This is a genomic window from Saccharospirillum salsuginis (genome assembly GCF_014651855.1).
GTDB lineage: Bacteria > Pseudomonadota > Gammaproteobacteria > Pseudomonadales > Natronospirillaceae > Saccharospirillum > Saccharospirillum salsuginis.
In genome coordinates this window covers 391,291-418,278 of record NZ_BMXR01000003.1, presented here as the reverse complement: position 1 = coordinate 418,278, position 26,988 = coordinate 391,291, and the positions used below count along the sequence as shown (strand labels likewise).

Sequence of the window (26,988 nt, the reverse complement as noted above, 5' to 3'; positions counted from 1 at the left end):
TAGGGAAAACCGTTATACTGATCATCCACAAAACGGACTTTGGCACGGGCTGACTTATGGAACCCATAACCGTTCAATTACTGGAACAATACGGCATCACTCGACACGGCGAACCCATTAAATTTGGCATGCCTGTTGCTCGTGGTGAACTTACGCCGAAACAATCTCTGTGTCTGACAGATAACGAGCAGACCTCTTACCCCCTCCAGTACCGGCCCGTGGCGTACTGGCCTGATGGCAGCGTTCGCTGGTTGCTGATCGATACTTTGGTCGACATCCCCGCTTTCGATCAACGCTCACTTAAGTTAATGCCCTGCGGTCACGCCAATGATTCCCACATTGTACGGTGCGAATATCTACGGGATGTAATACTTGTCCATACAGGAGCCGCCACTTTTCAAGTGGACCTGCATCAGCCGGCCTGGTCTATGATGGACAGTCCCGGCGAAGGAGAGGCCCGCTTACAGTTGATCGACACGTCGGGACGCCCTTGTCTTGGGCAGGTCGTCGAATGGGAGCCGGAGGAAAGGGACAGCAAGGTTCGACTGACACTTAAAGCCACAGGTCGTTGGCTACAATCGGATAATTCCGTGTTGGCCCACTTTCAGTGCCGACTCAGTTTTTATCGGGACAGCACCCGGGTCGATGTCGAATATTGCTTACACAACCCCAAACGGTCCCAGCACCCTGGGGGGCTCTGGGACCTCGGAGATCCCGGGTCCATACACTTTCAGTCAACATTTCTTGAGCTTCAGACCGGACAACAGGTCGAGAGGAGCCTGGCTCTAGGGTCCAGTGAAGAAACCAGCCCTGAGCTGCCATTGTCTGGTACCGTCACTCTTCATCAGGCATCCAGCGGGGGCCAACACTGGGACAGCAAGAATCACGTGGATGCGAGTGGATGCATTACGCCTGAATTCATTGGTTATCGCCTGTCGGACAATCAGGGGCGCGTGCTGAAGTCCGGTTTGCGACCCGATCCAGTGATTTTCGTTCGATCCGAAAGCAACAAGTTTCAGATCAGTATGCCTCTGTTCTGGCAAAACTTCCCGAGTGCATTAAGTGTCTCGGAATACGTGGTTCAATGCCATTTCTTTCCGCCACTGGCTACAGGAGCACACGAACTACAGGGCGGAGAGCGGAAAACTCAGAGTGTCGCGATTGACTATGGTGCCGAGCTTTCGACTTTAACGGGTACACACTACCCATTGATCCCACAATACGATACTGAATGGGTATCCAAAACCGATGCCTTTCCCTGGTTCAGACCTCTGAAGCAGGATGATTCGTTACAAGCCTTGCTTGCGCAAAGCCTTGTAGGTGACAACAACTTCTTCCGCAAGCGTGAAGTCATTGATGAATATGGCTGGCGAAACTTCGGGGATATTTTCGCGGATCATGAAACCCTGTATCAGCCCGAAGGCGATACTCCGTTCATTTCACACTACAATAACCAATACGACGCGATATACGGGTTTGCCCGACAGTTCTTGCTGACTGGCGATTGCCACTGGTTTACCTTGATGGACGACCTGGCTCACCATGTCTGCGATATTGACATTTATCATACCCAAGAAGACCGAAGTGAGTACAACAACGGCTTGTTCTGGCATACGGATCACTATCTGGATGCCCGCACAGCAACGCATCGCACCTACAGCCAACACAATAATACCAGTTCTATTCCCGGTCAGACCGGTGGCGGTCCGGGTACAGAGCACTGCTACACCACAGGATTGAAATACCATTACTTTCTGACTGGCAACCCTTCCTCCAAGTCAGCGGTCAAAGAACTGGCCGACTGGATGATTGCCTTACATGAAGGCAGTGATGGACTCCTAGCTCAGTTGCTATCGATTAAAAAAATCGAGTTGAACCAGCTCAAGCAGTTGTTCAAGGGAAAGGCGCCGCATCCCTACCGTTACCCTTTCACACGGGGGACGGGAAACTACATCAATTCGCTGATCGACGCATTCGATGTCACCCAAGACAGCCAATATTTACGTCGCGCCGAGTACGTCATTCGAAATACGGTTCATCCCGACGATGACATCCAGGGAAGAGGTTTGGAGAACGTTGAGGTCGCCTGGTCCTATGTTGTCTTTCTGACCAGCCTCGCACACTACTTGTGGCTAAAAGAGCGGCTCGATGAAGAGGGTGCTCATTACAACTATGCCAAAGCCAGCCTGTTAAACTATTGTCAGTGGATGCGCCGGCATGAAGCTCCCTTCCTCATGCACCCTGAAAACCTTGAGTACCCAAACGACACCTGGGCCGCTCAGGACATCCGTAAGGCCATGTTGATGTACCTGGCTGCGGAATACGACCAAAAGGATTCGGGTGGCTTTCATAGAAAGGGTCAGGAGTGGTTAAATTATGTTTGCCGTCACCTGGAACAAAGCGATACCAGTTACTTTGCGAGAATCCAAATCATCTTGTTGCAGAATTTTGGTCCCCACCTTTTACAACCGAATGACAATTTCAAAGGGCGTGCGATCCCCACATCGCAAAGGTCCGACCAGTTCGGCCCGCCGCCAAAGCTGACGACTACACGTATTGCTGCCAAGATCGCCACTAAACTGTTCAAGGGCGTACTGACATTTCGCCCGACCAGGGAACGAGCTTGGCTACAAGCAAGGGTAGACCGATAATGGTTATGAAAGCCGCACTCAAGACCGCCGTAAAAAAGGTATTCCTGCTCCTTTTACTGCCGTTGTACCTGCTTCTTCAACTGTTTACCTTGTTTGGACAGTCGGACAGCCTGTTCCAGAGCCTGTCTCAATGGCTGAGCCTGATCCCGGGGAAACTGGGCATCTATTGTCGCGCGGCTTTTTACCATTGGGCATGCCCACAAACGTCGGACGACATCTGTATCGGATTTTTAACAGTCCTGTCACACCGGAATACGACGTTGAAACGAGGTGTATATATTGGACCACAGTCCAATATTGGGATGTGTACGATCGAAGAGGATACGCTGCTCGGCAGTGGCGTTCACATTCTCAGCGGCAATAAACAGCATCTATTTGACGATACCCAACAACCGATACAGCAACAGGGTGGCACCTACACTAAAATCCTCATAGGTCGGGATTGCTGGCTGGGCAACGGAGCTCTGGTCATGGCAGATATTGATCAACAAGCCATCATTGCGGCCGGAAGCGTGGTCATTCGGCCAGTCGAAGCCGGTGCAGTCTATGGCGGCAACCCGGCACGCTTCATTCAATCGCGGTTCTCTAAACAGTCCAACCACAATCAATCATCGAGACAAACGGTGGAGCCAACCTGACATGAGCGGCATTACCGATTCCATATACCAAATCTCCCCGCCCTGGCTTCAGAACCTCCTGATTTCAGCCTATGGCTATCAATTATACCGAAAGCGCTATACCGGTCTTTATCATGATATACGACGCTCGATCGATGCGGCCAAGATCCTGACAAGAGATGAGCTTGAAGCCTATCAGGCGGAAAGGCTGCACCAGATGGTCAAATATTGTCGCGGGTCCATTCCTTATTATCAAAAGCTTTTGGCAGACTGGGGTCTCAGCGAACAGGACTTTACCCATACCCGGGATCTGACAAAGCTACCGGTTCTCGATAAACAAACCATTCGTAAACGGGCTAATGAACTTCGTAACCCTGAAATCCGTCCGTACATGGTTCAGCATACCAGTGGAAGTACGGGTACTCCGCTCGTTCTCAATGTTGATGAGTATACCTACAAACTGGCTATGGCCCTGGTGGTCGACCACGAAGAGCAACACGGTGTACGATTTGGTGCTCGCCGTGCGACTTTTGCCGGACGTATGATTCAACCCGTTGAAAACATGAACCCACCGTTTTCACGATATAATCGCGCTGAGAACCAACGATTATTTTCCAGTTACCATATCAACAATAGCAACTTCCCTCACTACCAGCGGGAACTGGACCGGTTCGCACCCGAGGAGATTATTGGTTACCCGTCGGCCATCTACGATATTGCCAGTCAATACCATCATTTCGGTGTAGCACCTCAGTTCAGGCCCAAGGTCGTGATTACGAATTCGGAAACACTGATGGATTGGCAGAGAACTCGAATCGAGACTGTATTCAATTGCCCCGTGCGAGATTATTACGGGACAGCCGAGTATGTACTTTTTTCGGGGCAATGCAGCAAGGGCATGTATCACCTCAACCCTGTCATCGGAATGGTAGAGACGGTCGATACCGAAGATCGACCGGTTACCGACACAGCCGGGGAAATATTGGCCACCAGTTTAACAAACAAGGCCATGCCGCTTCTTCGATACCGAATCGGAGATACTGCAATTCTGGGTAGCAAGCGGTGCGCTTGCGATTCAGACTTACCCTACTTCCGGCAGATACTCGGCCGTACCGATGATGTCATTCTGACCGAAGATGGTAAGCGAATTGGTCGTATCGACCACATATTCAAAGGGCTCAGTGGAATACAGGAAGCTCAAGTGATTCAGGAACGATTGAATCGATGCAGGATTAAAGTTGTAACCGCACAACCAGGGGTGGCTATCGACGAAGCTTTGCTGAAACAGAATTTATTAACGCGCACCGGACAAAGTATGCAAGTCGACATCGAATACACCCGGGCTATCGAACGGGGCGCTAACGGGAAGTTCAAAGGCGTTGTCAGTCTCGTGGGAGATACGCAGAGATGATGCATGACGATGATATGGAATGGCCTTTAGTATCCATTGTCCTGCCGGCTCACAATGAAGCAAACTCCATCAACGCCTGCCTGGATTCAATTATGGCTTCTGATTATCCCAGGGACCGGTTTGAAACCATCCTGGTGGACAACTCGTCAACAGATGGAACACCCGATTTGGCACGTCAGTTTCCCGTGGAAGTATACGAGTTACCCAACGTCAATGTCGGCGCAGTCCGAAACTATGGAGCTGGGAAAGCAAACGGATCCATCCTGGCGTTTCTGGATGCCGATTGTGTAGTGGACCCGAGGTGGCTGAAAAAGGGGGTGGAGACTCTACAGAACTTGAGCGTCGATGTTGTCGGGGGTGGCATCAAGCTGGGGGCGTCACCCAGTTGGGTGGAATCTTTCTGGCTTCTTGAGTGTCGCCATGGTTCAACCAGGCCCACCGAACTGATCGGCTGTAACATTTTTATCCGAAAATCCGTATTCGAGTCTGTGGGCGGTTTCAACGAACAGATTACCTCGGGCGAAGACACCGATATATCGAGAAAACTCAAGGCATCCGGTCATTCAGTACCTGTAATTACTGATTTGGCGGTTGTTCACTTGGGAAATGCAAAAAGTATGACTTCTTTCATTCGCCGGCAACAGTGGCATGCTGAGAATTATATATCACACTGGAAGTCTTCCATCGCCGACCCGGTTTTTTATCTCGTCTTATGGTTTACTCTGATGGTAGCTTCGAGCTTTTTCTTTATTGCGTTGAACCAGACTTTTACAGGCTTAGCTGCGGCACTGGCCGCGCTGCTTCCGGCAGGAATTTTGTCCCTGAAACGACTAAAGCGAGCATCCACACAGGAATTTAACCCGGTGAAGCTCGCTTTGATATTCAGCCTGGATGTGCTTTATTTGGCCGGACGCTCCCTCGGTTTACTTCGAGGGATGATCCGTGAAATCACAAAACGCCTACTGTGAAACCTGTATCTGCACATTGTTCGGCGGTAACGGCGAATTGGGCAGAGTGGTGGAGATTACAATATCGTCGTATGCTCGCCACTCCTGACGTTGCACCTGTGTTTCATCGTAAGCATGAAAATGAGAGTTACCTCCGAAAGACACCACGTTCCACTTGGCTGACCCGTCACTGTTGTGACCCATCCAAGGAATTTGATGATTTTTGAAGATCAACTGGCCGTCCATCCACTGCTCCAGAACCCCATCAAACACCCCCGGGCCTGAGTTCATTTTCACGTGGAACTCGATTTTATGCCACTCATTCCCCCACAGTTCATCGTGAGAGACAGTTCCCGAGACCGGTTCACCAGTGATCAGGTTAAACAGGCTGTCAATCGTGTTGTCGTTGGTACCGTCCCCATTCAAGTCACGGATGTTGTCATCGAAGTTGAGCGATGCACTACCATTGCCGAACTTACGCGGCATGTTGATGGTGCTTGGATTGTTCATCAAGTAGTGATCGCTGGTCGGGTGGCCACGCAACGCCAATTTGTTGCGAGCCCCGTAAGAATTGGCTTCATAATCCCACAGCACGATGGGACCATTGGGTCCGTCGCCAAATGCCTTGTACAGGTTTCCGGCATCCGGATCCCAACTGGAGACCCTGAATAACTTGGTCATGCCGGTCTCACCATAGGGTGTCCACTCGGGATCAAACCGAATCCAGAAACTGACGTAGAGTTCGTCATAACCTTCCGGGAAGTACTGGGTCAACATCGAATCGGAACCCCAATACCAGTCCGGCCCGTTGCTGTCGCGCCATGCTACCATGCTCTTACCGACACCACCCCGGGCCTTATCCGTGTTACTACCGAGAATCTCGATGGATTCATGGCCATTCGGATATCCGGTGGAAGGTGAGAAGGCAGGATCCTGGCGAATCGCGTACCAGCCCTCGGGCATTACGTGGGAGCCGGCGGTCTGAACGCGATCAGTGCTGTGCATGGCACTGGTCCAATCCGCCTGGTCATCAAAATTTTCTTCGAACAGAATTTCGGCGGAAGCGCCGAGACTGATCCCTGAAAATACGATACTAGCTACCATGCCGAAAGGAGTCGCTTTCATGAACTTGCTCATTCTCAATTTGCCTCTAGTGGTACAGCTGTTTAAGCATGGGCCTATAGTAGGTTTGCAAGAATCAAACACAACTGCCAATTCCAAACCCCTGTCACAAACTTACATTAAACAACTGTTCGTCAAAATATGGGCGTATCCCTTTCAAATACTGCACGACTGTGAGTTGCCCCACAGTTTCTCTTAATAAAACAATGGTCGAATGACCGGGCTTTCGACCATGCATTCTTCGACTGAGAGACGAATCACAACTGAACAGGTACTGGTTCAAAACTCGCAGGTCTGGATTCTGTTGCCACGTAACCTGAGCCTGTCTGCTCATTCATACTCGTCAAATTTCCCAACATGAAACACGGCCTATTGGTTCAAGGCATGAACCTGACCCTGTATGGACAATTCGGCCAAATCAGCAATCTTCCTGTATTGCTCTTCCAGCAATGCCTGATATCGCTCATTGTGATAGCTCAAGGACAAGCCATCGTTCAAACACCGTTCTGTCAGTAGTTGGAATTTCTCAACCAATTCGTTGGTACTGAAATCATTGATATCAACATGAAAGTCGCCCAGACCAATATCGTCCAGTAGCTCTGCGGCCTTTCGATAGTAGCAGACTCCCAGAACCGGCTTATTCAGCTGCAAAGGTAATACCGTGGCGTGGAATCGAGTGGCCACTATCAGATCTGCGCCGTCGATGACCCTCATTAACTCCCCGACTTGCTGACTCTTGGCGCAGGACACCCGGTCCATATACGGTGCAATCTCTGGATCACTGACCAGTGTTTGATGCATTTCATCCACCAACAACTCGTCTTTTGCCTGGGTGCTGAACAAAGTGAGATGGTGCCCTTTCTTCAATACATGACGGCAAAGATCTGTCAGCTTGCCCACATAGGCCGAAAATTTCTGATCGTCTGCCTGGTACCAATATCGCCGATCAAATACCGGCATCGGGTTTACAGCCACATGAAAGGCCCCCTCTTCCAACTTCGGTTGGTGCCCGGGGGAAGGATATCGAAGCGCATGAGCCAGATCCGGGTAGACCGGGGCATCGATCGATATTCGGGATTCAATCAATCGCTTTGACCCTTCGTCTCGGTAGGACACATAGTCCGCTCGTTTCAAGGCGACGCGAAGCATCCAAAAACTCAACCGCCGTTCGAGCGGACCAGCGCCGATGCTAACATAGGCAACTTTGGTATTGGCCATCCTGGCCAGTAAGGTCCATTTCATTAAGGTATACGGAAATCCCCAGGCTCCACCAAAGTTATCCAGGAATTGATTGGAACCGGTAATCAGAAGCAGATCCATATCATCGAGATAGCGTCTGCCGGACTTCAGAAAGCCAACTTCCTGCTTTAACCCATGCCAACCGTCCAGTATTCGGCCCAGTGTTTTTACGCCAAGTTTCAGACCCGGGATTCGTTTCAGGGTAGCTTTTAACCCGGTATTATTGGGTGTTGAATGGCTCTTGCTTATAGAGGAACTGTTTTGTCGCGTGGAAGTCGGTTCCCGGGCCGGCTTGAAAAAATCCTTACGGTAACGAATCGGGAATGCTTCCACGCCATGACGTTCACGACTGTCGTGGGGATTGATGGACAAACATACGATGTCACAGTCGGGTATGTGGTGTCTCAGGTTTTGGATTACGGCTTCGATAATGGCTTCATCACCAAGATTCCTGTTGCCGTAGTGTCCGAAAACACCAATTTTTATGGAGCCCTTTTGCATAATGGATGTTTGTTCCATAGTAACAGGTTAACGTTTTAACCAAGCATCACTTTGCGTAAGTGAAAAGCCTCGGCAATGGTTGACGATGAATGGCATTCCATACCGCGAATGCGCATCAAAGACCAAAACAGGTCGTCGGTGAACCAAGACTTTGTTTGTTGAGAATTATATATTTTCTGAAGCAGCCTAATTTTTCGTTCACCCTGAGCCTTGGTCAATGGAATAAAAGCACCGGGCACTCCTAAATCGCCATCCCACTTCGGAATCTCATATTCTAGAATCTGGTGATTACGGAATGTATTCCAAGTCAGTTCACAAACCTGACGATGATCCTGGTGTAAATCGTGGCGATAATGTGTAAGTATCAGGTCGGGATTCGCGATTTCTCGCTTTAAGCGTTCAAAGGTCTCCTTGACTCTTTCCACATGAGCGGGAAGAAATCCATCCTTGAAATCAAAAATGTGAACGTTCAATTCACCAGCGTTACCCGCGAATTCCACCGCTCCTTCTTCAGCTTCCATCCGTCGCTGTTCGTTGGATACAAAAACCACCCAGGTAACCTTAAGACCCGGATAGTCTTCCAGCAACTTAAGAATGCTTCCCCCACATCCAATCTCGATATCATCGCAATGGGCGCCAAGGCACAGCACATGAGGTTGTTCGATACCTTCAAAGATTTTTGCCGTCAGCATGCCTATTCCTTCGATCTCCATACGGCCCAGGGACAATCACCACTTGCATAAAGCTCGTCAAATGCCTGCTTATCCTTGAACGTATCCATACACTTCCAGAAGCCGTCGTATTGATAGGCGACCAACTGATTTTCAGCGATCAGTCGCTCGAAAGGTTCATGAACCAGCTCCTCGCCGTCCCTGACGTAGTCGAATATCCGCTTCTTGAAGATGAAGTAGCCACCATTAACGGTCAAGCCGGTATTGGTCGTGTCCTGGATGCTATGAACGGTGCCGTCGTCGTTTAAACGCACATAATGGAAGGTTTGCTGAGGTTTCACGCAGAGAAAACAGGCGACCTTGTCCGTTCCCTGGAAATACTCCAGCATCTGGTTCAAAGGCACGTCGGATAGACCATCGGCGTAGTTGGCCATGAATAGATCATCAGGGTCCAGATCATCCAGGTATTTCTCGACCGCTTTCAGTCGCATGCCGATGTTTGACTTCAAACCCGTATCGGCAAAGGTTATGCGCCAGTCATGAATGTCGGTCTTGACCAACTGAGCTTTGCCCCCTTCGAGAACGAAGTCGTTCGTCAGGCATTCATCATATTTCAGGAAATAGTCCTTGATGACATGCGCGTTATGACCCAAACACATGATGAAGTCCTTGTGACCGAAATGAGAATAGAACTTCATCAGATTCCAGGCGATGGGACGGTGTCCAATCGGTACCATGGGCTTGGGAATGCTGTCCGAGTATTCACGCAGACGCATACCCAGACCTCCACAAAACAAGACCACTTTCATAACACAGGCTTCCGGTTCCTAGAGTGAGTTAGAAAAATCGATTGATCATGTCGCGACGCAACTGATCGATCTGCCGGTTATCGGGTAGAATCACATCGTCGTACGTCAGGGCTTTGTCTATCGGTACATCACGCTTCATGACACAGCCTTCGGATACACCCATCGGCAGTAGGTTATCTTTCAGGCTGACATCGAAGTTATCGATTAAAGTGTAGTTGGTATAGCCACCGATGCCATCGAGTGTGTCGCCCGCTTTCAGGTCCCGCTTGGCGATGGCGACGGCTTCACACTGCGGCGCGCCTTTAGGTGCGACCGCCGCATCTCCGCACAGAACCCCGCGAGCCACCGTGATCGGGATTTCCAACTGGGGTAAATGAAAGGGTGTATAGAATATATAAAAGGGTCCGTCACCCATCTTCAGATATTTAAGATAGTCCTGCTTCATCGGGTGCTCGGTATGTCCGACCACAAATGCACCGGTGTACGGCGCAGCTCCCAGCAAAAAATCTACGATACCTTTACCGGGCTGAAAGGCGCCTTCCGGGAAATGTTGCAGACTGGTGCGGACATCGTCGCACGCCACTCCGTGCATTCCACGCTTTCCCACTCCAAATCCGAGGGCATTGGCCGTTACCGTGAGTTCCATCGACAACTTGGTGCCGTCGACAAATGACGTCATCATATGCGGTTTCTGGTTATTCGCCTCGGCAAAGGCTCGCTGAGTCTCCGGTGTCCGATGCACATCATAGAACCCTTTCAGGTTGCCGGCACCGACCACCTCCAGCCCCATGGTGCGTACATGCCGTGCCAGATTGGATGCGACACCCGGTTCATCGCCGTCAGAGTTGGAGTAAACAACCCCGCGTTCATCAGCATAGGCTTTCAATAAAGGGCCGACCGTGGCATCCATTTCGCAGTTGAGAACAAAAGTATGTTTGCCCGCCTGAATCGACTTCAAAGCTGCGTAGGCACCATACTCCACTTCACCAGTGGTCTCTATTACAGCATCAATGTCCGGTGCGTCGATGACCGCATCCAGATTGTCTGTCACCGCGTGACCCCGACGGGCAATAATATCCTGTACCTGGCCGACGGTATTGACCGTCTCGACGTTGTCGGCACCGGCTTGCCGGTAGGTTGCCAGGGCATTGGGCGGTGTTCGGTTCACAATAACCGCCAGATGGATAGCGGGAAACGAACTTAAAATCTGGGAGGCGATGTGCTTGGCACTGTAACCTGCGCCAACCATGGCGACCCGTATGGGTCGGTCTTCTTCCAGTCGTTTGGCGATCGCTGTATCGACGATGATCATGGCAATTCCCCGTTTTGCGCTAGCCGGTATGATCCGGCCATTGAGTGTCGTTGTCGGATATGACCGTTACTTCCATCGGCCACTGAATATTGAAAGACGGATCATTGTAGCGCACTCCAGTAGCGGACTCAGGGTGATAGAACTCCGACGTCAGGTAGTACATTTCGGTATCATCCACCAGCGTTTGGTAACCCGTAGCGCAACCCTCGGGCACATACAACATCGTGGCATTATCCTGGTTCAACTCCAAACCGAACCATTGTCCGTAGGAGGGTGAATCAGTACGAAGGTCAACAATCACATCGTACATAGCTCCACGCGAACATCGGACGATTTTGACTTCCTGGTGGGGGGCTCTTTGATAGTGGAGGCCTCTGAGCGTACCTGCCGTACGGCTGACGCCAATATTCGACTGGCGAATCCGGGTCACCAGTCCCATTTTCTCAAATTCCTGTTCACACCATAAACGGCCGAAGAAGCCACGATCGTCCCCGATTCGATTGACGTCGATAATATAGGCTCCCGCGATGGGTGATTCGGTGAAGTTCATCTTGGTTCGGCTCCTTCCCGGTAATACTTGAGCCGAGCAGGCGCACGGCTCATCTAGGCTGAACTAGATCTGCCAGCGCAGATCGGTGTTCAATTTTCCGTCTTCGATCAGATTCATGATATGAGCGATGCGCTTGTACTTGATGCCTTCATAGTCGTCCCGTCCAAGACCGAATCTCAAATAGGACTGGTAGCATTGTTCCACGCCTTGACGCGCTGTCCATCGGGTGCTGAAGTCCGGAAACACGCGATGTATCTTGTCGAAACTAACACGGTAGGATCGCAAATCGGGACCCGCATCTTCAGCGTACTCTATCTCGCAACCGGGAACGGTCTCCTTGACGAAGCGCGCCAGATCCCGCATCTGGTAATTTTCTTCATTGCTGCCGACATTCACAGCCAAATTGTGAATCACGCTCTGTTCCGCTTTCAATGCACAAACTACTGCCTGTGTGATGTCCTCTATGTGAACCAGCGGTCGCCACGGAGTGCCGTCACTCTTCATCAGGATCTTGCCGGTAGTGTGTGCCCAGGCAACAAGGTTATTGATTACCAGGTCGAAGCGAATACGCGGCGATACGCCATAAGCGGTCGCATTACGCAGGAAGACCGGGCTGAAACCATCGGTAGCCATAGCGGAGACGTCTCGTTCAACCAATACCTTGGATTTGGCATACGGTGTCACGGGGTTGAAGTCTGCGGTCTCGTCCAGCACATCCTCACCTGCTTTGCCGTACATGCTGCAAGAGGAGGCGAACAGAAAGCGCTTCACGCCTACATCACGCGCCATTTCCGCCAATCGTACGGATGCATGGTAGTTGATGTCGTAGGTCAGGTCCGGATTGATGTTACCGAGAGGGTCGTTAGACAGGGCGGCGAGATGTACGATAGCGTCAAAACCCTGCAAATCCTCTTTTTCGACGTCGCGGACGTCTTTATTGATAGAGGGTACCTCCAATGGTTCATCGCCGTAGGTGCAATACCGATACAGGTCGGTGTCGATGCCGGTGACATCAAACCCTTCTTCCAACAGCATGGGCACCATCACTGTTCCAATAAATCCCTTGTGCCCGGTTACCAGTACTTTCATAGTCGCTCCGTTACTCCAGTTAACCTTTCAAGATGCCAAATCGGATCAGATCCACCAATTCATTCTTCATATACGTCTTGTGCCAATAGGCCCGCTTAATCAGGAAACGGCTGATTATCGCCTTGTCCTTCAACGGTATCGGTGCCTGATAAACGGCCTTGTAAAATTCATATATGCTACGCCAGGTTTGCATGACAAGCCTACGCTTTGCCGGATTCCAGAAATCTTTCTGGCGATCTATGTCCTTGCGATCCCAACTACTGGCCTGAGGATGCATGCGTCGGTTAAATAGGTGTTCCGGGATTTCCCGAAACTGGCCATAAAGTGACAGTTCACCGATCAAATTAATGTCCGATGCGAGGTAATCACCGAGCAGCGCGGTTCGCTCCAGAACATCTCGCCGAATCAAGCCGTACATCAGGTTTTGCAGCCCGATATTGTGAATACACTCTTTGAATCGTTGGGAGACTACCGGGTTCGTCAGGTTAAGGTTGTCTTCATAGTCCGAGGTAACGAGGCCGTTCTCGTCAATGATTTTACTCTTACCGTAGGCCAGAATGACCTCCGGTTCAGAATCCAGTACCGACACGCAACGTTCGATCAGCGTCGGTTCGATGGGGTCGTCAGCGTTTTGCCAACGGAAATAAGGTGCCTTGGCGGGTTGAAAGCAACACGTGTAGTTTTTGGCGGCGCCAAGATTAAGCGGGTTGCGTATGTAGTGAATCCGGTGGTCACGGCTGGCGTAATCACGGCAAATGGTCTCGGTTCGATCCGTGGAGGCGTTGTCGGCTATGAACAGGTCGAAATCGTCGAATGTCTGACTGAGAACAGAATCCAGCGTTTCTTCGAGGTAACGTTCACCATTATAGACAGGCAAGCCTATGGCTACTTTTGCTACTGATGAGGAGGGAACAACTGACATCCTTGCATCCTTTGCTTGATCGTTGGGCTTTCCGTGCATTGAATCCTTATACCCTTCGAGCCCGACAGAAAGACGGCCCTTACTTCCTTTCCGCGTACACCTTATACCACGAGAGAGGGGCGGCTGAACAGTTTTTTCAATCACAATGATTTTAGTCGAACTCGAACAGGTTTCAATCCGGATCTGTGTTCGATTTGGTAACTCATTGATAATACGGGCAATCTGTCTAACACTGGCATTCAGGTATCATTGCTATTAGCCTATCAGGGTCTTGTAACCCAACAAGGAAGTCTCCCGGGGTACGACTCAAGGAATATTCTTATGAACCCACTTCTCTTTATTCCAATACGACCTAAGCTCTTTAAGATACTGATTCCTTTGTTACTGATCGCCCTTCTAGTTGTTGCTGCTTGCGATCCTTCAACACCGTCAACGTCATCGGCCGAATCCCGGTTCACCCTGGAAATACTGGACAGTCATGGCCCCCGTGCTCCATGGGGTAAAACGCTGGGGGATATCAATGGAAATGGCTTACTCGATGTAGTCGTCGGAGGCCACCAGCCCCGGCGCTTGTCTTTGGGCGAGCGACTGCTTCGCAAGGTCGGACTGTTCGATCGAACCGGCGCGGGTGGGGAACTGGTGTGGTACGAAAACCCGACCTGGCAGCGCCACTCTATAACCGAAAATTATAAAGTTCGCACCGACATTGAAGTCGCCGACATCAACGCCGACGGACACAATGATATCGTTTTAGTCGCCGATCAGGGGGTTATCTGGCTCAAAGGCCCCGAATGGGCTCCCAAACGCATCAGCCCGCTGCTTCTGCATGATCTCGAAGTCACGGATCTGGATCTCGATGGCGACCTCGACTTGGTCGGACGCAACCAAAGTCTGTTCGGCCACCATGACGGACATCTTGTTCATATACTGCGGCAAGACGACGGTCAGCGTTTTTCCCATATCCACATCCCCTCGGTACACGGCGAAGGTTTGGCCGTTGCGGACATGGATAGGGACGGATACCCGGACATCGTGGTCAATCAGCAATGGCTGAAGAACCCGGGGACAGTAAGCAACGATATCGACTGGAACACCAGGGACTATGCCGGTGACTGGTCCTGGCCCGACGTCTTCATCGATGTTGCCGATATCAATCGGGATGGCCGGCCGGATATCGTGCTTTCGCCTGCCGAGCAGGCCGGTCAATACTATCGTTTGTCCTGGTTCGAAGCACCCTCTGATCCAGATGGAACATGGCGAGAAGAAGTGGTCGATGCTCGCGTCGAGGCGGCGCACCATTTTGTAGCAGCCCTCGACATCGACGGCACGGGGGACCTCGATATAGTGACGGCGGAAATGAACCAGGGCGAAGGCGATAATCCAGTCAAACTCTATATGAAAAGTGAAGAAGGTTGGCGCCGGAATCGCATTTCCGAGCTTTCTTCCCACAGCATGCGTGCGGCGGACATCGACAATGACTTCGATATCGACTTGATGGGTACCAACTGGCAGTTCGAGGACGATAAGGACTACGAGTACCCGGTTTACCTCTGGCGCAACCAGTCTAGCTCCCGAATCGGATGGCGACGCCACTTGATTGACGATAGCCGGCCGGGGCAGGCGACTTTCATTCTCGCCGCCGACCTGAACGGTGACGGTGCGACCGATCTGGCCAGCGGCGGCCACTGGTATCGACAACCCGAGTCACTTGGCAGTACCTGGACTCGAACCCCATTTGGCGATCCCGCGGCCAACGTGGCACTGCTGAAGGATTTTGACGACGATGGCGATGTCGATGTCCTGGCATCGGGTTGGCGGGGTTACAACCAGCAACCCGGTCTGCTCAGACGCCTTTTGAACCGGCTCGGCATTCGGGAGTACGACTATGAGCAGTCCGGTGACCAACTTGCCTGGGCCGAGAACGACGGCCAAGGTCGATTCGAGCTCCATACCAATATCGAACCCGCGAGCGGAGACTTTTTACAAGGCATCGACTGGGCAACCGGGATACAGGGCGGGCCACAGGCTATATTGTCCTGGCATCGACAGAACGAAGGCCTGCAAGCCTTATCAGTTCCGGTAGAACCCACCCATAGCATCTGGCGCTGGCGACGGATATCGGATTTCTCCCAGGACGAAGCGATAACCGTGATTGACCTGGACGGCGACGAATCGCCTGAAATTGTCACAGGCACGGCTTGGCTTGCGCGCAGCAACTCGGGCTGGGAGACCCACTGGATCAGCCGCACCCGGGAACGGCCCGACCGGCACCGCCTTGTCGACCTCAATAATGACGGTCGACTGGATATTGTCGTAGGCTTCGAATCGGCCAGCCGTGCCGGCAAACTGGTCTGGTACGAGCAGCCTGAAGACCTTTACGAGCCCTGGCTGGAACACCCACTGCCCACCCTGACAGGCCCTATGAGCCTGGGCATCGGGGACATTGACCTAGACGGTGATATAGACATTATCGTCGGTGAGCATGATCTCGACCAACCCGACCAGGCTCGCTTGGTCTGGCTGGAGAATCGGAACGGGATGGGCAGTGACTGGCGCCCCCATCTCATCCACCGGGGCGACGAACATCACGACGGAGCCTTAGTAGTGGACCTGGACGGTGATGGAGACCTGGATATCGCATCGATCGGGTGGAGCCATGGTAAGGTCCTGGTCTATGAGAACCTCATTCGTTGAAAGGCTCCTTACCAAAGAAACGGATCTTGATGCCGTCGATGACATTGATTTCAAACAGGAATAGAACCCGTCGATACTGGTCGTGCATACGGTAAAGCATCGCTTTCCAGGCCGGCAGGGGTTTGCAGTCGGTCTGGATTTCATAGCCAAACCGGATCAAGGTGTCTCCCGCCACACTCTCGAAGGTTCGAATCTGTTCCGGTGACATCTGGGTCTTCCATTTATTGTAATTACTGCCTTTGACACTTTGAACCAGACGGTTCTTAGTCGACTTGTCTATGGTCTCATCGAGAAAGCCGTATACGCGATCAATGTATGACTCCGTTTCTTCGATCAACCCTTCGTAGCTTAATTCCCACAAGTTACCGCGGGCTTTAATACGATCAATCGTCTCGGCTTTGTCATTGAGACGGGCCCAATATTCTGCGCATCGCATGACATTATTTGGACCCCAGTTTTTCTGCAACAGAGACAAGGCCACGTCGCGACCGTCACGCACAATATAAACGAACTTGGCATCCGGAAAGAGAGTGAACAGAATATCCACATCGCCCAGATAGTGAGGGGTTTTATCCCCCCAGGCCTGATAACCACTCATGGCTTCCCGCCTCAACACCAGACGGTTGACAATATTGGCGTACCGATAGTCCCCGTCCAACGAGTGGTAAAATTCATCAATATCCAATTGCAGTCGCCATTGCTGGACCGGTCTTTCGGCCAGGATGTCTTCCATCAAACGGCGAAAAGAGCCTGCATTGGAAAGATCACCGTAACGGTCAAGAATCTTGTAATATTTAGTGATGAAATGGGTTTCCACAGGCACCCCAAAGCGGGTGTTTTCCAGAAGACTGGATAGAAAGGTCGTCCCCGAGCGCGGCGCCCCTAATATGAACACCTGTTCAATCCCACTCATGATCTCGCGCTCTCCACTGATTCGCTTGAAGTACCAAATACGATTGACTGAAAACGGGCATTCAACTTCTCGCTGATTCGCTCGATGTCGAATTGATTCCGGTTGGCGTATGGCTCAAAGGGCCGACCATCCCGCTTGTCCCGAGCCAGCTTCCGAAGCACGCTACCAATGGCGGAGCAGTCTTCGGGGCTACACAGTGCACCAAAGTCATATTCGCTCACCATACGAGCCAAGGCCCCGTCGGCTGGAGTAATATTGAGAATTGGCTTATTCAACGCCAGATAGTCGTAGATCTTCGATGGAATCTGGGTCTGTGTGCCGGGCTGGATATTAACCAGCATGTCGGCACTGGATAGATACTCAAGGCACTCTCTGTATGATTTTTGAGGCAGAAGCTCAAGACCACCGCTGTCGATCAGATCCGCATACCGCTGATTGATGTCGTAGTCCAGCTTAACATGCCCGATCTGTATAAAACGCACCCGAACTCCCTGCTGGTCCAGGTCCGTTTGAGTTTGACGAATGGCATCGAGAAGCGGACCCGGATCTCTCACGCCGTAAAGAAATCCCGCATGGCACAGTGTGATCTCATCCAAACGGCTCCCAATAGCGGAATCACCACCGAGGCCATCGAATTCCTGGCGATCGTAACCGTTTGGCAACACAATCAGCTTGGTTTCGTCCACATCGGGGTAACGGGTGAGGAATTCGTCTCGCAGGGCGTCTGTGTTCAGTGACACTGTGGTAGCGTGTCGAACCAAGCGTTTTTCCATACGAATCGCCAGTCGGTCCAGGAAGCGGCCTTTGGAGTGATGAAATGGATTGCCGACCCAAGGGTCACGAAAATCCACAACCAGAGGGATGCCCGTCAACCGACTGATAAAATACCCGGCCAATAATCCAGACCAGGGAGATCCTGTCGCAAAAATGACGTTTATCCGTTCACGCCGCACCACTCGCCAACCTTTAATCACAGCCAACGGAATCCAGGGGCTTTCCTGGTCCGGAAAATAAAACAGGTTGTAAATAAAGTCCTTGAACCTTTGGATCGCACTCTTCGATTGATCGGGCTTCGAAGACTGGCTTTTGAACACCTGGGTCGTATGCGCACCCCGATCACCGGTCTTGCCAAGCAAGCGCTTAATTCGGCGGCGTACACGCAATAACATTGCGAACAGATCGAGTGCCCCCGCACGGTGCACTGTTTCACCGTTGATCGGCGGGGTTAGGTGACCGAGAGGTGACTCGGATTCAACGACATCGGGTTTTCGCACCGTCAGAACATGACAGTCGCAACTGTTCAAATTTCTGACGAACTTGATGGTTCGCATCGAACCGGGAATGCCAGTGCCCTTGGTTGGCAGGTAGTGGTAGGCGACAAACAATACCTTTAATCCCTGGTTGTCTGGTTTAACGTCCATGCGAACCGACCTTTCTAGGAGAACGGGACTTGAACTTTATACCTTGATCCTAACGTTGGCAAGGGCATCCCGAACACCTTAACGCAGCATCCCGCTACATAGCGGTCTATTGCAAAGGCCTGGTCGCCATACTATCCTTGCTCCGTCCAACGGACCCTGAGTTTCACCCCAGGCCACCGCTTGTCATTCATGGAGGAGAGTCACCCTTGAAACCCAATTTCCTGGTTATTGGCGCCGCTCGATCAGGCACCACCAGCTTGTTCAAATATCTGGAATCCCATCCGGACATTTTCATGTCTGAAATCAAGGAAATTAACTTTTTCTCCAATGACAAATATTGGCGTAAGGGTTTCGCCTGGTATGAAAAGCATTTCAGTAAAGCCCACGAAACGGCCATCGGTGAGGCTTCGACCAGCTATACCCGTTTTCCGGCCAACCCCGACGTTCCGAAACGCATCCATGCCTACAACCCGGACATCAAACTGATATACCTGCTACGCGATCCGATTGAACGGTTCAAGTCCCACTATTTACAACGCATTGCCGCTGGTCATGAAACGCGAATGTTTGATGACATACTTGCCCATCACCCGAAAGATCCGACTCTATGGCAAGGATGCTATGCCTACCAACTCGATCAGTACCTTCAGTATTTTTCCCGCGAGCAAATTCATCTGTTTACGATGGATGAATTGAAGTTCAAGCCCGAGGCGACCGTGCGTGGCATTTACCGGTTTTTAGGCGTCGACGAAGATTTTCAGGATGTTGACCTGACGACTCAACACAACGCCAACAAGGTCGTGACTCGCAAAGGCCCCATAGGTCGCTCCATATTAAAGTTCTACCACCAGAACATCGAACAAAAAACCTACCCATACAAAATAAAGAGGCTGTTCACCGGACTGGCGGAGCTTGATTCCAAACCCGCCGAAAAACCTCAGCCCACATCCAAGCAGTTGGATTACCTGGCCGATTTTTACCGGTCCGACGTCGATCGGATCAAGCACGAGTTTGGTGTAGACACATCACATTGGTTGAATCGGTGATCCAACCTCGAATCTATCTATTACAACTTCATCGGAAGAGCCTTCCACTCCCTTCCTAGTAAATAATGGAACGTCTCTTTTTTAACACTAGGTTTTTAATTTCCTGATAAATATCATGATTTAATACCATCACTGTCAGCAGCCAAACTGGAGGCAATACCAAAGCCACAATAGCAATGGAAAAAACCGGGTCCGACTGATCGAAATTCACAAACAGATCGATGATGCAGGTAACCGCCCAACAAATGGCAGTCAGTACAATATTAGGTAACATTGCACGTATAAATGGCACGATGTTGAGTTGAATACAGTATTTTAGAACCCAGCTCGTCAACACCATGTTGAAGATTGCAGAGAAGACCAACGACCAGGCAACGGCTTCCAGCCCGTATCTGTAGCTCAGAATGATACCCAGAATAAAAACAATAAAGGTTATCGCTTCCTTGGCCACTAACCACGCCTCCTTGCCAGTCGTTAGAAACAAGGGAGGTGACAGCGAGTGGACCGAGCGAAACAATGCCCAGTAGGCCAATATGGCAGCGATCGGGGCAGCGGCATCCCACTGATCACCGAAGAACAACCGAATAGCCGGAAAGCTGGTCAGGCTGGCCACGGCCAGCACTGGCCAGGTCAAAGACCCGATCAACAACGCCGCCTTGGTGTAGGCCATTAACACATCGCCGCCTTGCCGCCGAACGGACGAGAGATAAGGCAGCGCGACCGGAGATATACCCATTTCGATGGACTGTGAGAGAAAATCAACAAACCCCATACCACGGGAAAACATACCCACCTGACTGGTTGTGCCCATTTTACCAATCACCAAATCCGGAGCCGTCGTCTGAGACTTTTTCAGTATGTTGGCGGTAGACGAATAGATACCCACCTTGGCTACCGACTTCATGTTCCGAAATGACGGACGCCAGGGAATGTTCCTGGGCCGGTACCACAGTACAGCCAAAAGTTGAACGGTACTGGCGATGCTGCGCCCCCAGGCGAGGCTGTAAAAACTGTACCCCATTATCACTAGCAGTACCGATGAAATGAAATTGGCAATCGCCGCCGACATTTGAATAATCATGATCTGTCGGTATTTCAAATCCCGCGACAACAAGGAAGTGGGAATGCTGATGTACGGTGCCAGGAAAAAACTGATCGATAATATAATAAACAGAGTCGTGATCTCAGGCATCTGATAGAATTTCGAGACCCAGGGTGAAGAACCGGCTATAGCCATTCCCAGTCCCCAGGAAATCAATACAGTCAATCCCAGGGCGGAGCGAATCTTGTCATTGTTCAGAACCTTTTCACGTATTAGATAAACCCCAGCACCGAGCATTCTGAATTCGGTCAACAGCATGACAATGGAGCTCGCGATGGCGAACGTACCGATCTCGGATGGCGTCAAAAGTCGTGCCAGTACCATGGTCGAGATCAATCCCAGCAATCGCATCGAATACTTGGACGTTGCGGAATACAGGAGCGCACTGCGCACACTTGCCATGGGTCAGACCTCCTTCCGACCGATGGATTGATACAACGCGGCAAAGCGGTCGACCATCCGATCGACCGAATACTCTTGCTTGAAGCGGTCCAGCGCGTTTTTTCCCAAACGGTGACGTTCTTCGGAATAGGTAAGTAATTCGTCCATGGCCCGCGCGAATGCGGACGCATCATTGTTTTCAACAATGCGACCGGTTTGACCGTCCACGACGACCTCCGGATTGCCGCCGACATCTGTAGCGACTGCGGGAATGGCGAGACTCATGGCCTCAAGCAAGGTCATGGAGGTGCCTTCGGTGAACGAGGACAACAGAAAAATGTCCATCAAAGCCAGGTAAGCCTTGGGTTCCACAATAAAGCCAGTGAATATCACATCGGAGGAGAGATCCAACTCCTGAACCAATTGTTCCAGGGTTACCCTCTCCGGACCATCTCCCACCAACAGCAGGCAGACATCGGGATGTTGTGTCTTGATGGCTTTAAACGCCCGGATCATCATGGACTGATTCTTGACTTTATCAAGACGCGCGACAGTCCCAACGACCGGCTGATCGCGACCGATACCTAGTTCCCTCCGCAATCGATCCTGCTCATCCTTGACCGACTTCAGACCCTCGATGCCATTATAAATCACCTGTACCTTGAACCCGGGAATGAATTCGTATCGACGCAAGGCCGCTTTGGTTGCACTCGAAATGGCGGTTACCGCCTGAGTCGTCAGAGCCATAATAGGGTTGATCAGTGCGGCCTTGGTTCGGTATTGATCCGGATGAAAACGGCCGTGTTCGGTAAAAACGAGCGGTACTCCTAGAAATCGCGTTGCAAACCAGCCATAGGTGTAGGGAGTGTATTGATGGCAATGGACCAGATGTATGCCATCGTCGCGTATTCGTTTACGCAATGCTTTAATAAGTTCCCAGTCCAGACCAGGGCGGCGTTCAAGGGATGCTACGGGAACCCCCCGATTTTCCAATCGCTCGCCGAGACGACCGATCTCACCATCGATGCATAGGACAGAGCACTGATACCGATCAGGATCCAGGTGCGTCACCAACTGACTGATCACCTGTTCAGTGCCCCCGATGTCCATATTGAAAGTCAGATGCAGTATACGCAACGGTTGCGGATGTCGAGTCACGCGCACAACTCCCGGTTGGGCGACTTAACTCCCGCCCCAACGTAGTTCTGCCACCAGACTTCATACATCAACATACTCCATAACTCCTGGGTGTAGAGTGATTGCCCCTGCTGATGCGCCTGCCACAAATTACGAACGCGGGACATGTCGAATACCTCGGCGAGGCCCGAATTCCGTCGGTTGAAATAGTCGTCACCGGTCGCGCGCAATTCATTTCGAAGCCACTGTGCTAACGGAACCGAGAACCCCATCTTCTTGCGATATAAAATGTCATCCGAGAGTAGTGGTTTCATGGACTCTTTGAGAATATGTTTCTTGTCCCGTCCTCGAAGCTTCAACGAAGACGGGATACGAGCCGCGTATTCGACTACGCGGTAGTCCAACAATGGAGTCCGGGTTTCCAGAGAATTAGCCATGCTCATTCGATCGACCTTGACCAGTATATCGCCTGGCAGATATGTCTTGATATCGGTGTAGAGCACACGACTAAGGTGGTCGTCGGTATCGGCCCGGTGGTAATAATCGGAAGTCAGGCTGGCCGGATCATAGCCGTCCAATTGACGTTCAAAATCCTGTCTGACCAGATAGTCCCATAACGGCCGACTGAAAAAGGCATTGGTCAGGAAAAAGCCTTCATCCGGTTCACGCATCAGAGCGCTCAACAAACTCTTAGCCTTTCTGGATGGCCATTGGTTCATTGGTTGGAGGCCCTTTAACAAGGTCGGGAAGAGATGGCAACGAATGGGTCCAGGTATCCAGCGTCGCAAGTTATTCTCAGTCTGGTCTACTGTGTACTTGCTGTACCCGGCAAAATTCTCGTCCCCTCCATCGCCAGCCAACGCGACCGTGACAGCCTGTCTAGCTAACTTGGATACGTAAAAAGTGGGAATAAAAGAAGGATCGGCGAATGGCTCGTCGAAGTATCGAGCAATCTCCCTGAATTGGTCGGTCACGCTTTCTCGAACCGTGTATTCATGGTGATCGGTATGGAATTGATTGGCAATCTGTCGCGCATAGACCACTTCGTCGTAGCCTTCGGTGTCAAATCCTATGGAACATGTCACCACGGGATCCTGACTAAGCTTCGCCATTAATCCGACTACTGCACTTGAATCAACTCCACCGCTGAGGAAAGCGCCTAATGGAACATCACTGAGCATACGAATACGTACACTGTCTTCAATCAGGGTCGCCAATTCAGACTTGATCTCGTGTGCAGGAAGATCGATGGGTTTATCGAAAGAGACATCCCAGTAACGTCGGCGGTGTATGCCGGAAGCGTCCACCCGTAGACATTCTCCCGGAAACAGCTTTTCGATACCGGAAAAGATAGACTTACCATCCGGAACATACTGATAGAAAAAGTAATCCTTAACGGCGTCCTGACGAATGGCTGGCTTGACGAAAGGCAATTCAAGCAGTGCCTTGATCTCCGAGGAAAACGCAAAATGACTGCCGGCGGAATAAAGATACAGTGGTTTTTTACCCAGTCGATCCCGAGCCAGGAACAAATGGTTGTCCACCTTATCCCAAATGGCAATGGCGAACATGCCATTCAGTTCGTCCAGGCAACGCTCGCCTTCGGTTTCATAGAGTGTTAGCAAAACCTCGGTATCGCTGTGTGTACGAAATGTGACGCCCTGTTTTTCCAATCGTTCCCGAATCTCGGGAAAGTTGTAAATCTCCCCATTAAAAACAACCACATAACGTCCCGACATGGAAACCATCGGTTGGTTTCCGGCTTCCGAAAGGTCGATAATACTCAGCCGCCGGTGAACCAGCCCCACACCGTCATCGAGATAGACGCCACCGGCATCCGGTCCACGGTGTAGAATTGACTGGCCCATCCGGGATAGCCACTCGTGTTGACGGTCAGGCGATGCGTTCTGGACGCGAAGAAAGCCACCAATACCGCACATCGTTAAACTCCTTTTCCCGACAAGCTAGTCTTGCCGGACGATGCAGGACCGACCAAAGTCCGAAAAAGCGCGGTGTATTCATTCGCCATGCGTGCAGCGGAATAGGTCTCTTCTATCATTCGACGTGCATTGCCGGTCAATCGTTGGCGCAGCTCAATATCCAACATCAAGGCTTCGCACTCATTCGACAATGTTTCTATATCGCCCAATGGTGCCAAAGAACCCGTCTTTCCGTGTGTCACTAACTCGTCGACTCCCGGGATATCGTAGGCCACTACAGGAATACCAATCGCCATGGCCTCCATCATGCATCGGGGGATACCTTCCAGGCTGGAGGTCATCAGAAACATATCGAACTCACGCATGATCGGTATCCGATCAGGCTGAAATCCCAGGAAACGTATCCGTTCGGAACATGGTAGCGAGCGGGCATAGGATTCCAGTTCCCGTCTCTGGCTACCGTCGCCAACCAAGGTTAATCGAACCCTTGGATGGCGTTCCCAGAGCCGATGGAAGACATCAATTAAGTCTCTTAATCCCTTACGGGGAATCATCTGACCGACAAAACCGAGGTGGAAATCCTCTCGTTCCTCACTCGACATTTTGAAAAAGCGGTCAAGTTCGCTCAGATCCACTCCGTTCGCAATGTAGTCGATTTTGGATTCCGGTACTCTGAATCCGCGCACATCCTCCAATAGCTCAGGAGACAGTGGTACGACGCGGTCAAAATAACGATAGGAAAAGGTTCCGGCCTTGATGAACATACTTAACTTGAAACCAACGTTTCCGGAAAAACCATGAGGCGTGGAAACGGCTTTGATGTTACAGCGGCGCGCGGCTATTAGGCCGAGAATGTCCGACTTGTATCCATGAGTATGGATTACATCGATATTTCGTGAGCGAATGAGCGTACACAACTTCTGAATCGCTGTCATATCGAAACGGTGCTTCAAGGGAATTCGGTGCACTTGGCCAATCTGCTTTGGGTAAAACTCGGCTACGCTGAGATCCTGTCCGGCACCTTCATCGGTAACGGCCAGGTCACACACAACCTCAGCGGCACTCAGATTGTTGGCCAGTGCCAGAACCCAGCGTTCTGCACCGTAAAACCCGGCCGGTGTAATAAATTGTAAAATTCTAAGAGGTTTCATGTAAGACGGGACTCCCTGGTCAAGGTTCGCCTTCTGATCAGACCGTTTGTCTGTCCTTGGCGCTGGTTGACATGCTGCAGATAGTATACATTGCTGGCGGCCGCCAGAAACAGGATCATCCAGTACAGAATTTCCGCCCGGAAACGGTCAATAAACGTTGCGGATACCATGAAAGCCAATAAGGCACCTTCTATGGCCAATACTTTGAAGTACTCGTCTGTTCGGTCGTGCTGCAACAAATAGTTCTTGGTCCGGGAAGACAGCCTGTACAGTGAGACCATCATTCCGAAAAACAGAATCGGCCCTGGCCAACCCAACTCAGCCAACCCCTGAAACCAGGAGGAATGTACGGCCCTGACACCCGCATTTTTGGCCAACTGTGATTCTTCCAGGTAATTTGCACTGACTCGTTGATAACCAGCGATCCCAACGCCCATAGGGTAATCTTTCATCACATCGAAGGTCACTAACCAAAAGTCCATCCGACTGGCACCACTCTGTTCCTTATTTTCAACCGATCGAAGGGTATCCATTCGATCCCAGAACGTATCGTCAGTCACATAGAGGCCACCAGCCAACCCGAGCACCAAAGTCATGATAGCCGTCGCGCGCTGCCCTTCTTTCTGGTATCGGGAAAACAACATGTAGCAGAGATAGAAAACCACTCCGACAACCGCCCCGAGGAAGGAACCCCGGCTGTTAATCAGAACCAGTCCATTAGCGATGAAAGCGCCACTGATACAACACAACAATTTAACCTTCTTGTTACCCTTCCAAAAGTAATACATCAACAAGGTAGCAGCAGGTACCAGGGTTGCGGCCGCTCCGTTTGAATCCGGTGCGTCTACAAGTCCGATTCCTTCAACGCGGTTTCCAGAATTCCGGCCGGTGACCGTCGTAAGATACCCAAGATAAGTAGCCCCAATCAGATACCCCCACAACACAGCATCCAGAGCTCGTTCGGAATGAATCAGCTTATAGGCAATCAGCATGATGATCACCAACTTCGTGAACTCGAAGGTAAACCTGTCGTGGGACTGAATATCCAGTGCGTGTATGTACATCACGTAATACATGCAGAGAATGGCGACCATCCATTTGAATACCGGTTGGTCCAGCCAAGGGCTTTTACTGCCCAAACGCCGATAGTTGATCGCCAGCGCCATCATCATGACCATTACGCTGATCAAAGAGTAGCGCAAACCGGGAATACTGGCTGACCACCATCGATTGTCCGGGTTGAAAAAATAAACCAGTTCATACAGTACGAAGGCTCCCGTTGCACTATAGAAAAATGCGGCGGTGATGCCTCCAAAGAAAATGGCCAGAAAGAGCAATGCAAACTTTGACATCCGTCAGCCT

General features: G+C 51.1%; 21 protein-coding genes. 6 read left to right on the top strand and 15 right to left on the bottom strand.

What is annotated here, in order from left to right:
* Window positions 1–56 precede the first annotated feature (56 nt).
* The 4 genes from IE111_RS08110 to IE111_RS08095 are packed head-to-tail and all read left to right on the top strand — an operon-like array spanning window position 57 to window position 5,647.
* Complete coding sequence (locus tag IE111_RS08110) at window positions 57–2,651, top strand: RIFT barrel domain-containing protein (RefSeq protein WP_189608043.1); 2,595 nt, start codon at window positions 57–59, stop codon at window positions 2,649–2,651.
* A 5-nt stretch (window positions 2,652–2,656) separates the two neighbouring features.
* The gene (locus IE111_RS08105) at window positions 2,657–3,289 is read left to right on the top strand and encodes an acyltransferase (protein WP_189608042.1); all 633 of its coding nucleotides are present in this window, start codon (window positions 2,657–2,659) and stop codon (window positions 3,287–3,289) included.
* 1 nt (window position 3,290) lies between these two features.
* Window positions 3,291–4,679 carry a phenylacetate--CoA ligase family protein gene (locus IE111_RS08100; RefSeq protein ID WP_189608041.1) on the top strand — a complete coding sequence of 463 codons (1,389 nt, stop codon included), beginning with the start codon at window positions 3,291–3,293 and terminating at the stop codon, window positions 4,677–4,679.
* Entirely contained in the window at window positions 4,676–5,647 is a 972-nt protein-coding gene (locus tag IE111_RS08095) for a glycosyltransferase family 2 protein (RefSeq protein ID WP_189608040.1), read from the top strand. The genes IE111_RS08100 and IE111_RS08095 overlap by 4 nt, the downstream gene beginning before the upstream one ends.
* Here the strand turns inward: IE111_RS08095 and IE111_RS08090 are convergent.
* The 8 genes from IE111_RS08090 to IE111_RS08055 all read right to left on the bottom strand — a co-directional run bounded on the left by IE111_RS08090 (window position 5,639) and on the right by IE111_RS08055 (window position 13,841).
* Complete coding sequence (locus IE111_RS08090) at window positions 5,639–6,763, bottom strand: hypothetical protein (protein WP_189608039.1); 1,125 nt, start codon at window positions 6,761–6,763, stop codon at window positions 5,639–5,641. The two genes, IE111_RS08095 and IE111_RS08090, sit on opposite strands and share 9 nt — an antisense overlap.
* A gap of 354 nt (window positions 6,764–7,117) precedes the next feature.
* Window positions 7,118–8,506, bottom strand: a complete 1,389-nt coding sequence (locus IE111_RS08085) for a polysaccharide pyruvyl transferase family protein (protein ID WP_189608038.1) — start codon at window positions 8,504–8,506, stop codon at window positions 7,118–7,120.
* A 17-nt stretch (window positions 8,507–8,523) separates the two neighbouring features.
* Entirely contained in the window at window positions 8,524–9,180 is a 657-nt protein-coding gene (locus IE111_RS08080; RefSeq protein ID WP_189608037.1) for a PIG-L deacetylase family protein, read from the bottom strand.
* A 2-nt stretch (window positions 9,181–9,182) separates the two neighbouring features.
* Window positions 9,183–9,968, bottom strand: coding sequence for a sugar phosphate nucleotidyltransferase (locus IE111_RS08075; protein ID WP_189608036.1), 786 nt, complete (start codon window positions 9,966–9,968; stop codon window positions 9,183–9,185).
* A gap of 28 nt (window positions 9,969–9,996) precedes the next feature.
* Window positions 9,997–11,280, bottom strand: coding sequence for an NAD(P)H-dependent oxidoreductase (locus tag IE111_RS08070; protein ID WP_189608035.1), 1,284 nt, complete (start codon window positions 11,278–11,280; stop codon window positions 9,997–9,999).
* A gap of 19 nt (window positions 11,281–11,299) precedes the next feature.
* Entirely contained in the window at window positions 11,300–11,830 is a 531-nt protein-coding gene (gene rfbC / locus IE111_RS08065; RefSeq protein WP_189608034.1) for a dTDP-4-dehydrorhamnose 3,5-epimerase, read from the bottom strand.
* A gap of 63 nt (window positions 11,831–11,893) precedes the next feature.
* Window positions 11,894–12,919 (bottom strand): NAD-dependent epimerase/dehydratase family protein, encoded by a 1,026-nt coding sequence (locus IE111_RS08060; protein ID WP_189608033.1) that lies wholly within the window; start codon window positions 12,917–12,919, stop codon window positions 11,894–11,896.
* A gap of 19 nt (window positions 12,920–12,938) precedes the next feature.
* Entirely contained in the window at window positions 12,939–13,841 is a 903-nt protein-coding gene (locus IE111_RS08055) for a glycosyltransferase family 2 protein (RefSeq protein WP_189608032.1), read from the bottom strand.
* A gap of 321 nt (window positions 13,842–14,162) precedes the next feature.
* Between IE111_RS08055 and IE111_RS08050 the strand changes: the two genes are divergently transcribed.
* Window positions 14,163–16,535 (top strand): FG-GAP repeat domain-containing protein, encoded by a 2,373-nt coding sequence (locus IE111_RS08050; RefSeq protein ID WP_189608031.1) that lies wholly within the window; start codon window positions 14,163–14,165, stop codon window positions 16,533–16,535.
* Here IE111_RS08050 and IE111_RS08045 read toward each other — a convergent pair.
* Both IE111_RS08045 and IE111_RS08040 read right to left on the bottom strand, forming a co-directional pair.
* Window positions 16,525–17,448 (bottom strand): sulfotransferase family protein, encoded by a 924-nt coding sequence (locus IE111_RS08045; RefSeq protein WP_189608030.1) that lies wholly within the window; start codon window positions 17,446–17,448, stop codon window positions 16,525–16,527. The genes IE111_RS08050 and IE111_RS08045 overlap by 11 nt on opposite strands.
* The gene (locus IE111_RS08040) at window positions 17,445–18,869 is read right to left on the bottom strand and encodes a glycosyltransferase (protein ID WP_189608029.1); all 1,425 of its coding nucleotides are present in this window, start codon (window positions 18,867–18,869) and stop codon (window positions 17,445–17,447) included. Before IE111_RS08040 ends, IE111_RS08045 begins: the two co-directional genes overlap by 4 nt.
* Before the next feature lie 206 nt (window positions 18,870–19,075).
* On the opposite strand from IE111_RS08040, the gene IE111_RS08035 reads away from it, so the two are divergent.
* Entirely contained in the window at window positions 19,076–19,915 is an 840-nt protein-coding gene (locus IE111_RS08035; protein ID WP_189608028.1) for a sulfotransferase family protein, read from the top strand.
* Window positions 19,916–19,970: 55 nt separating this feature from the next.
* Here the strand turns inward: IE111_RS08035 and IE111_RS08030 are convergent, their stop codons facing one another.
* The 5 genes from IE111_RS08030 to IE111_RS08010 are packed head-to-tail and all read right to left on the bottom strand — an operon-like array spanning window position 19,971 to window position 26,978.
* A complete protein-coding gene (locus IE111_RS08030; RefSeq protein ID WP_189608027.1) occupies window positions 19,971–21,419 on the bottom strand; it encodes an oligosaccharide flippase family protein in 1,449 nt (482 codons plus the stop codon).
* Window positions 21,420–21,422: 3 nt separating this feature from the next.
* On the bottom strand, window positions 21,423–22,556 hold the full coding sequence (locus tag IE111_RS08025; RefSeq protein ID WP_229805285.1) for a glycosyltransferase: 1,134 nt from the start codon (window positions 22,554–22,556) through the stop codon (window positions 21,423–21,425).
* The gene (asnB, locus tag IE111_RS08020; protein ID WP_189608026.1) at window positions 22,553–24,475 is read right to left on the bottom strand and encodes an asparagine synthase (glutamine-hydrolyzing); all 1,923 of its coding nucleotides are present in this window, start codon (window positions 24,473–24,475) and stop codon (window positions 22,553–22,555) included. The genes IE111_RS08025 and asnB overlap by 4 nt, the downstream gene beginning before the upstream one ends.
* 2 nt (window positions 24,476–24,477) lie before the next feature.
* On the bottom strand, window positions 24,478–25,626 hold the full coding sequence (locus tag IE111_RS08015) for a glycosyltransferase family 4 protein (protein ID WP_189608025.1): 1,149 nt from the start codon (window positions 25,624–25,626) through the stop codon (window positions 24,478–24,480).
* On the bottom strand, window positions 25,623–26,978 hold the full coding sequence (locus tag IE111_RS08010; RefSeq protein WP_189608024.1) for an O-antigen ligase family protein: 1,356 nt from the start codon (window positions 26,976–26,978) through the stop codon (window positions 25,623–25,625). The genes IE111_RS08015 and IE111_RS08010 overlap by 4 nt, the downstream gene beginning before the upstream one ends.
* Window positions 26,979–26,988 lie beyond the last annotated feature (10 nt).

Excerpts from the sequence above, each read along its gene's own strand:
- IE111_RS08110 (WP_189608043.1), top strand. The coding sequence starts at position 57 with ATGGAACCCATAACCGTTCAATTACTGGAACAATACGGCATCACTCGA.
- IE111_RS08105 (WP_189608042.1), top strand. The coding sequence starts at position 2,657 with ATGAAAGCCGCACTCAAGACCGCCGTAAAAAAGGTATTCCTGCTCCTT.
- IE111_RS08100 (WP_189608041.1), top strand. The coding sequence starts at position 3,291 with ATGAGCGGCATTACCGATTCCATATACCAAATCTCCCCGCCCTGGCTT.
- IE111_RS08095 (WP_189608040.1), top strand. The coding sequence starts at position 4,676 with ATGATGCATGACGATGATATGGAATGGCCTTTAGTATCCATTGTCCTG.
- IE111_RS08090 (WP_189608039.1), bottom strand. The coding sequence starts at position 6,763 with ATGAGCAAGTTCATGAAAGCGACTCCTTTCGGCATGGTAGCTAGTATC.
- IE111_RS08085 (WP_189608038.1), bottom strand. The coding sequence starts at position 8,506 with ATGGAACAAACATCCATTATGCAAAAGGGCTCCATAAAAATTGGTGTT.
- IE111_RS08080 (WP_189608037.1), bottom strand. The coding sequence starts at position 9,180 with ATGCTGACGGCAAAAATCTTTGAAGGTATCGAACAACCTCATGTGCTG.
- IE111_RS08075 (WP_189608036.1), bottom strand. The coding sequence starts at position 9,968 with ATGAAAGTGGTCTTGTTTTGTGGAGGTCTGGGTATGCGTCTGCGTGAA.
- IE111_RS08070 (WP_189608035.1), bottom strand. The coding sequence starts at position 11,280 with ATGATCATCGTCGATACAGCGATCGCCAAACGACTGGAAGAAGACCGA.
- rfbC (WP_189608034.1), bottom strand. The coding sequence starts at position 11,830 with ATGAACTTCACCGAATCACCCATCGCGGGAGCCTATATTATCGACGTC.
- IE111_RS08060 (WP_189608033.1), bottom strand. The coding sequence starts at position 12,919 with ATGAAAGTACTGGTAACCGGGCACAAGGGATTTATTGGAACAGTGATG.
- IE111_RS08055 (WP_189608032.1), bottom strand. The coding sequence starts at position 13,841 with ATGTCAGTTGTTCCCTCCTCATCAGTAGCAAAAGTAGCCATAGGCTTG.
- IE111_RS08050 (WP_189608031.1), top strand. The coding sequence starts at position 14,163 with ATGAACCCACTTCTCTTTATTCCAATACGACCTAAGCTCTTTAAGATA.
- IE111_RS08045 (WP_189608030.1), bottom strand. The coding sequence starts at position 17,448 with ATGAGTGGGATTGAACAGGTGTTCATATTAGGGGCGCCGCGCTCGGGG.
- IE111_RS08040 (WP_189608029.1), bottom strand. The coding sequence starts at position 18,869 with ATGGACGTTAAACCAGACAACCAGGGATTAAAGGTATTGTTTGTCGCC.
- IE111_RS08030 (WP_189608027.1), bottom strand. The coding sequence starts at position 21,419 with ATGGCAAGTGTGCGCAGTGCGCTCCTGTATTCCGCAACGTCCAAGTAT.
- asnB (WP_189608026.1), bottom strand. The coding sequence starts at position 24,475 with ATGTGCGGTATTGGTGGCTTTCTTCGCGTCCAGAACGCATCGCCTGAC.
- IE111_RS08015 (WP_189608025.1), bottom strand. The coding sequence starts at position 25,626 with ATGAAACCTCTTAGAATTTTACAATTTATTACACCGGCCGGGTTTTAC.
- IE111_RS08010 (WP_189608024.1), bottom strand. The coding sequence starts at position 26,978 with ATGTCAAAGTTTGCATTGCTCTTTCTGGCCATTTTCTTTGGAGGCATC.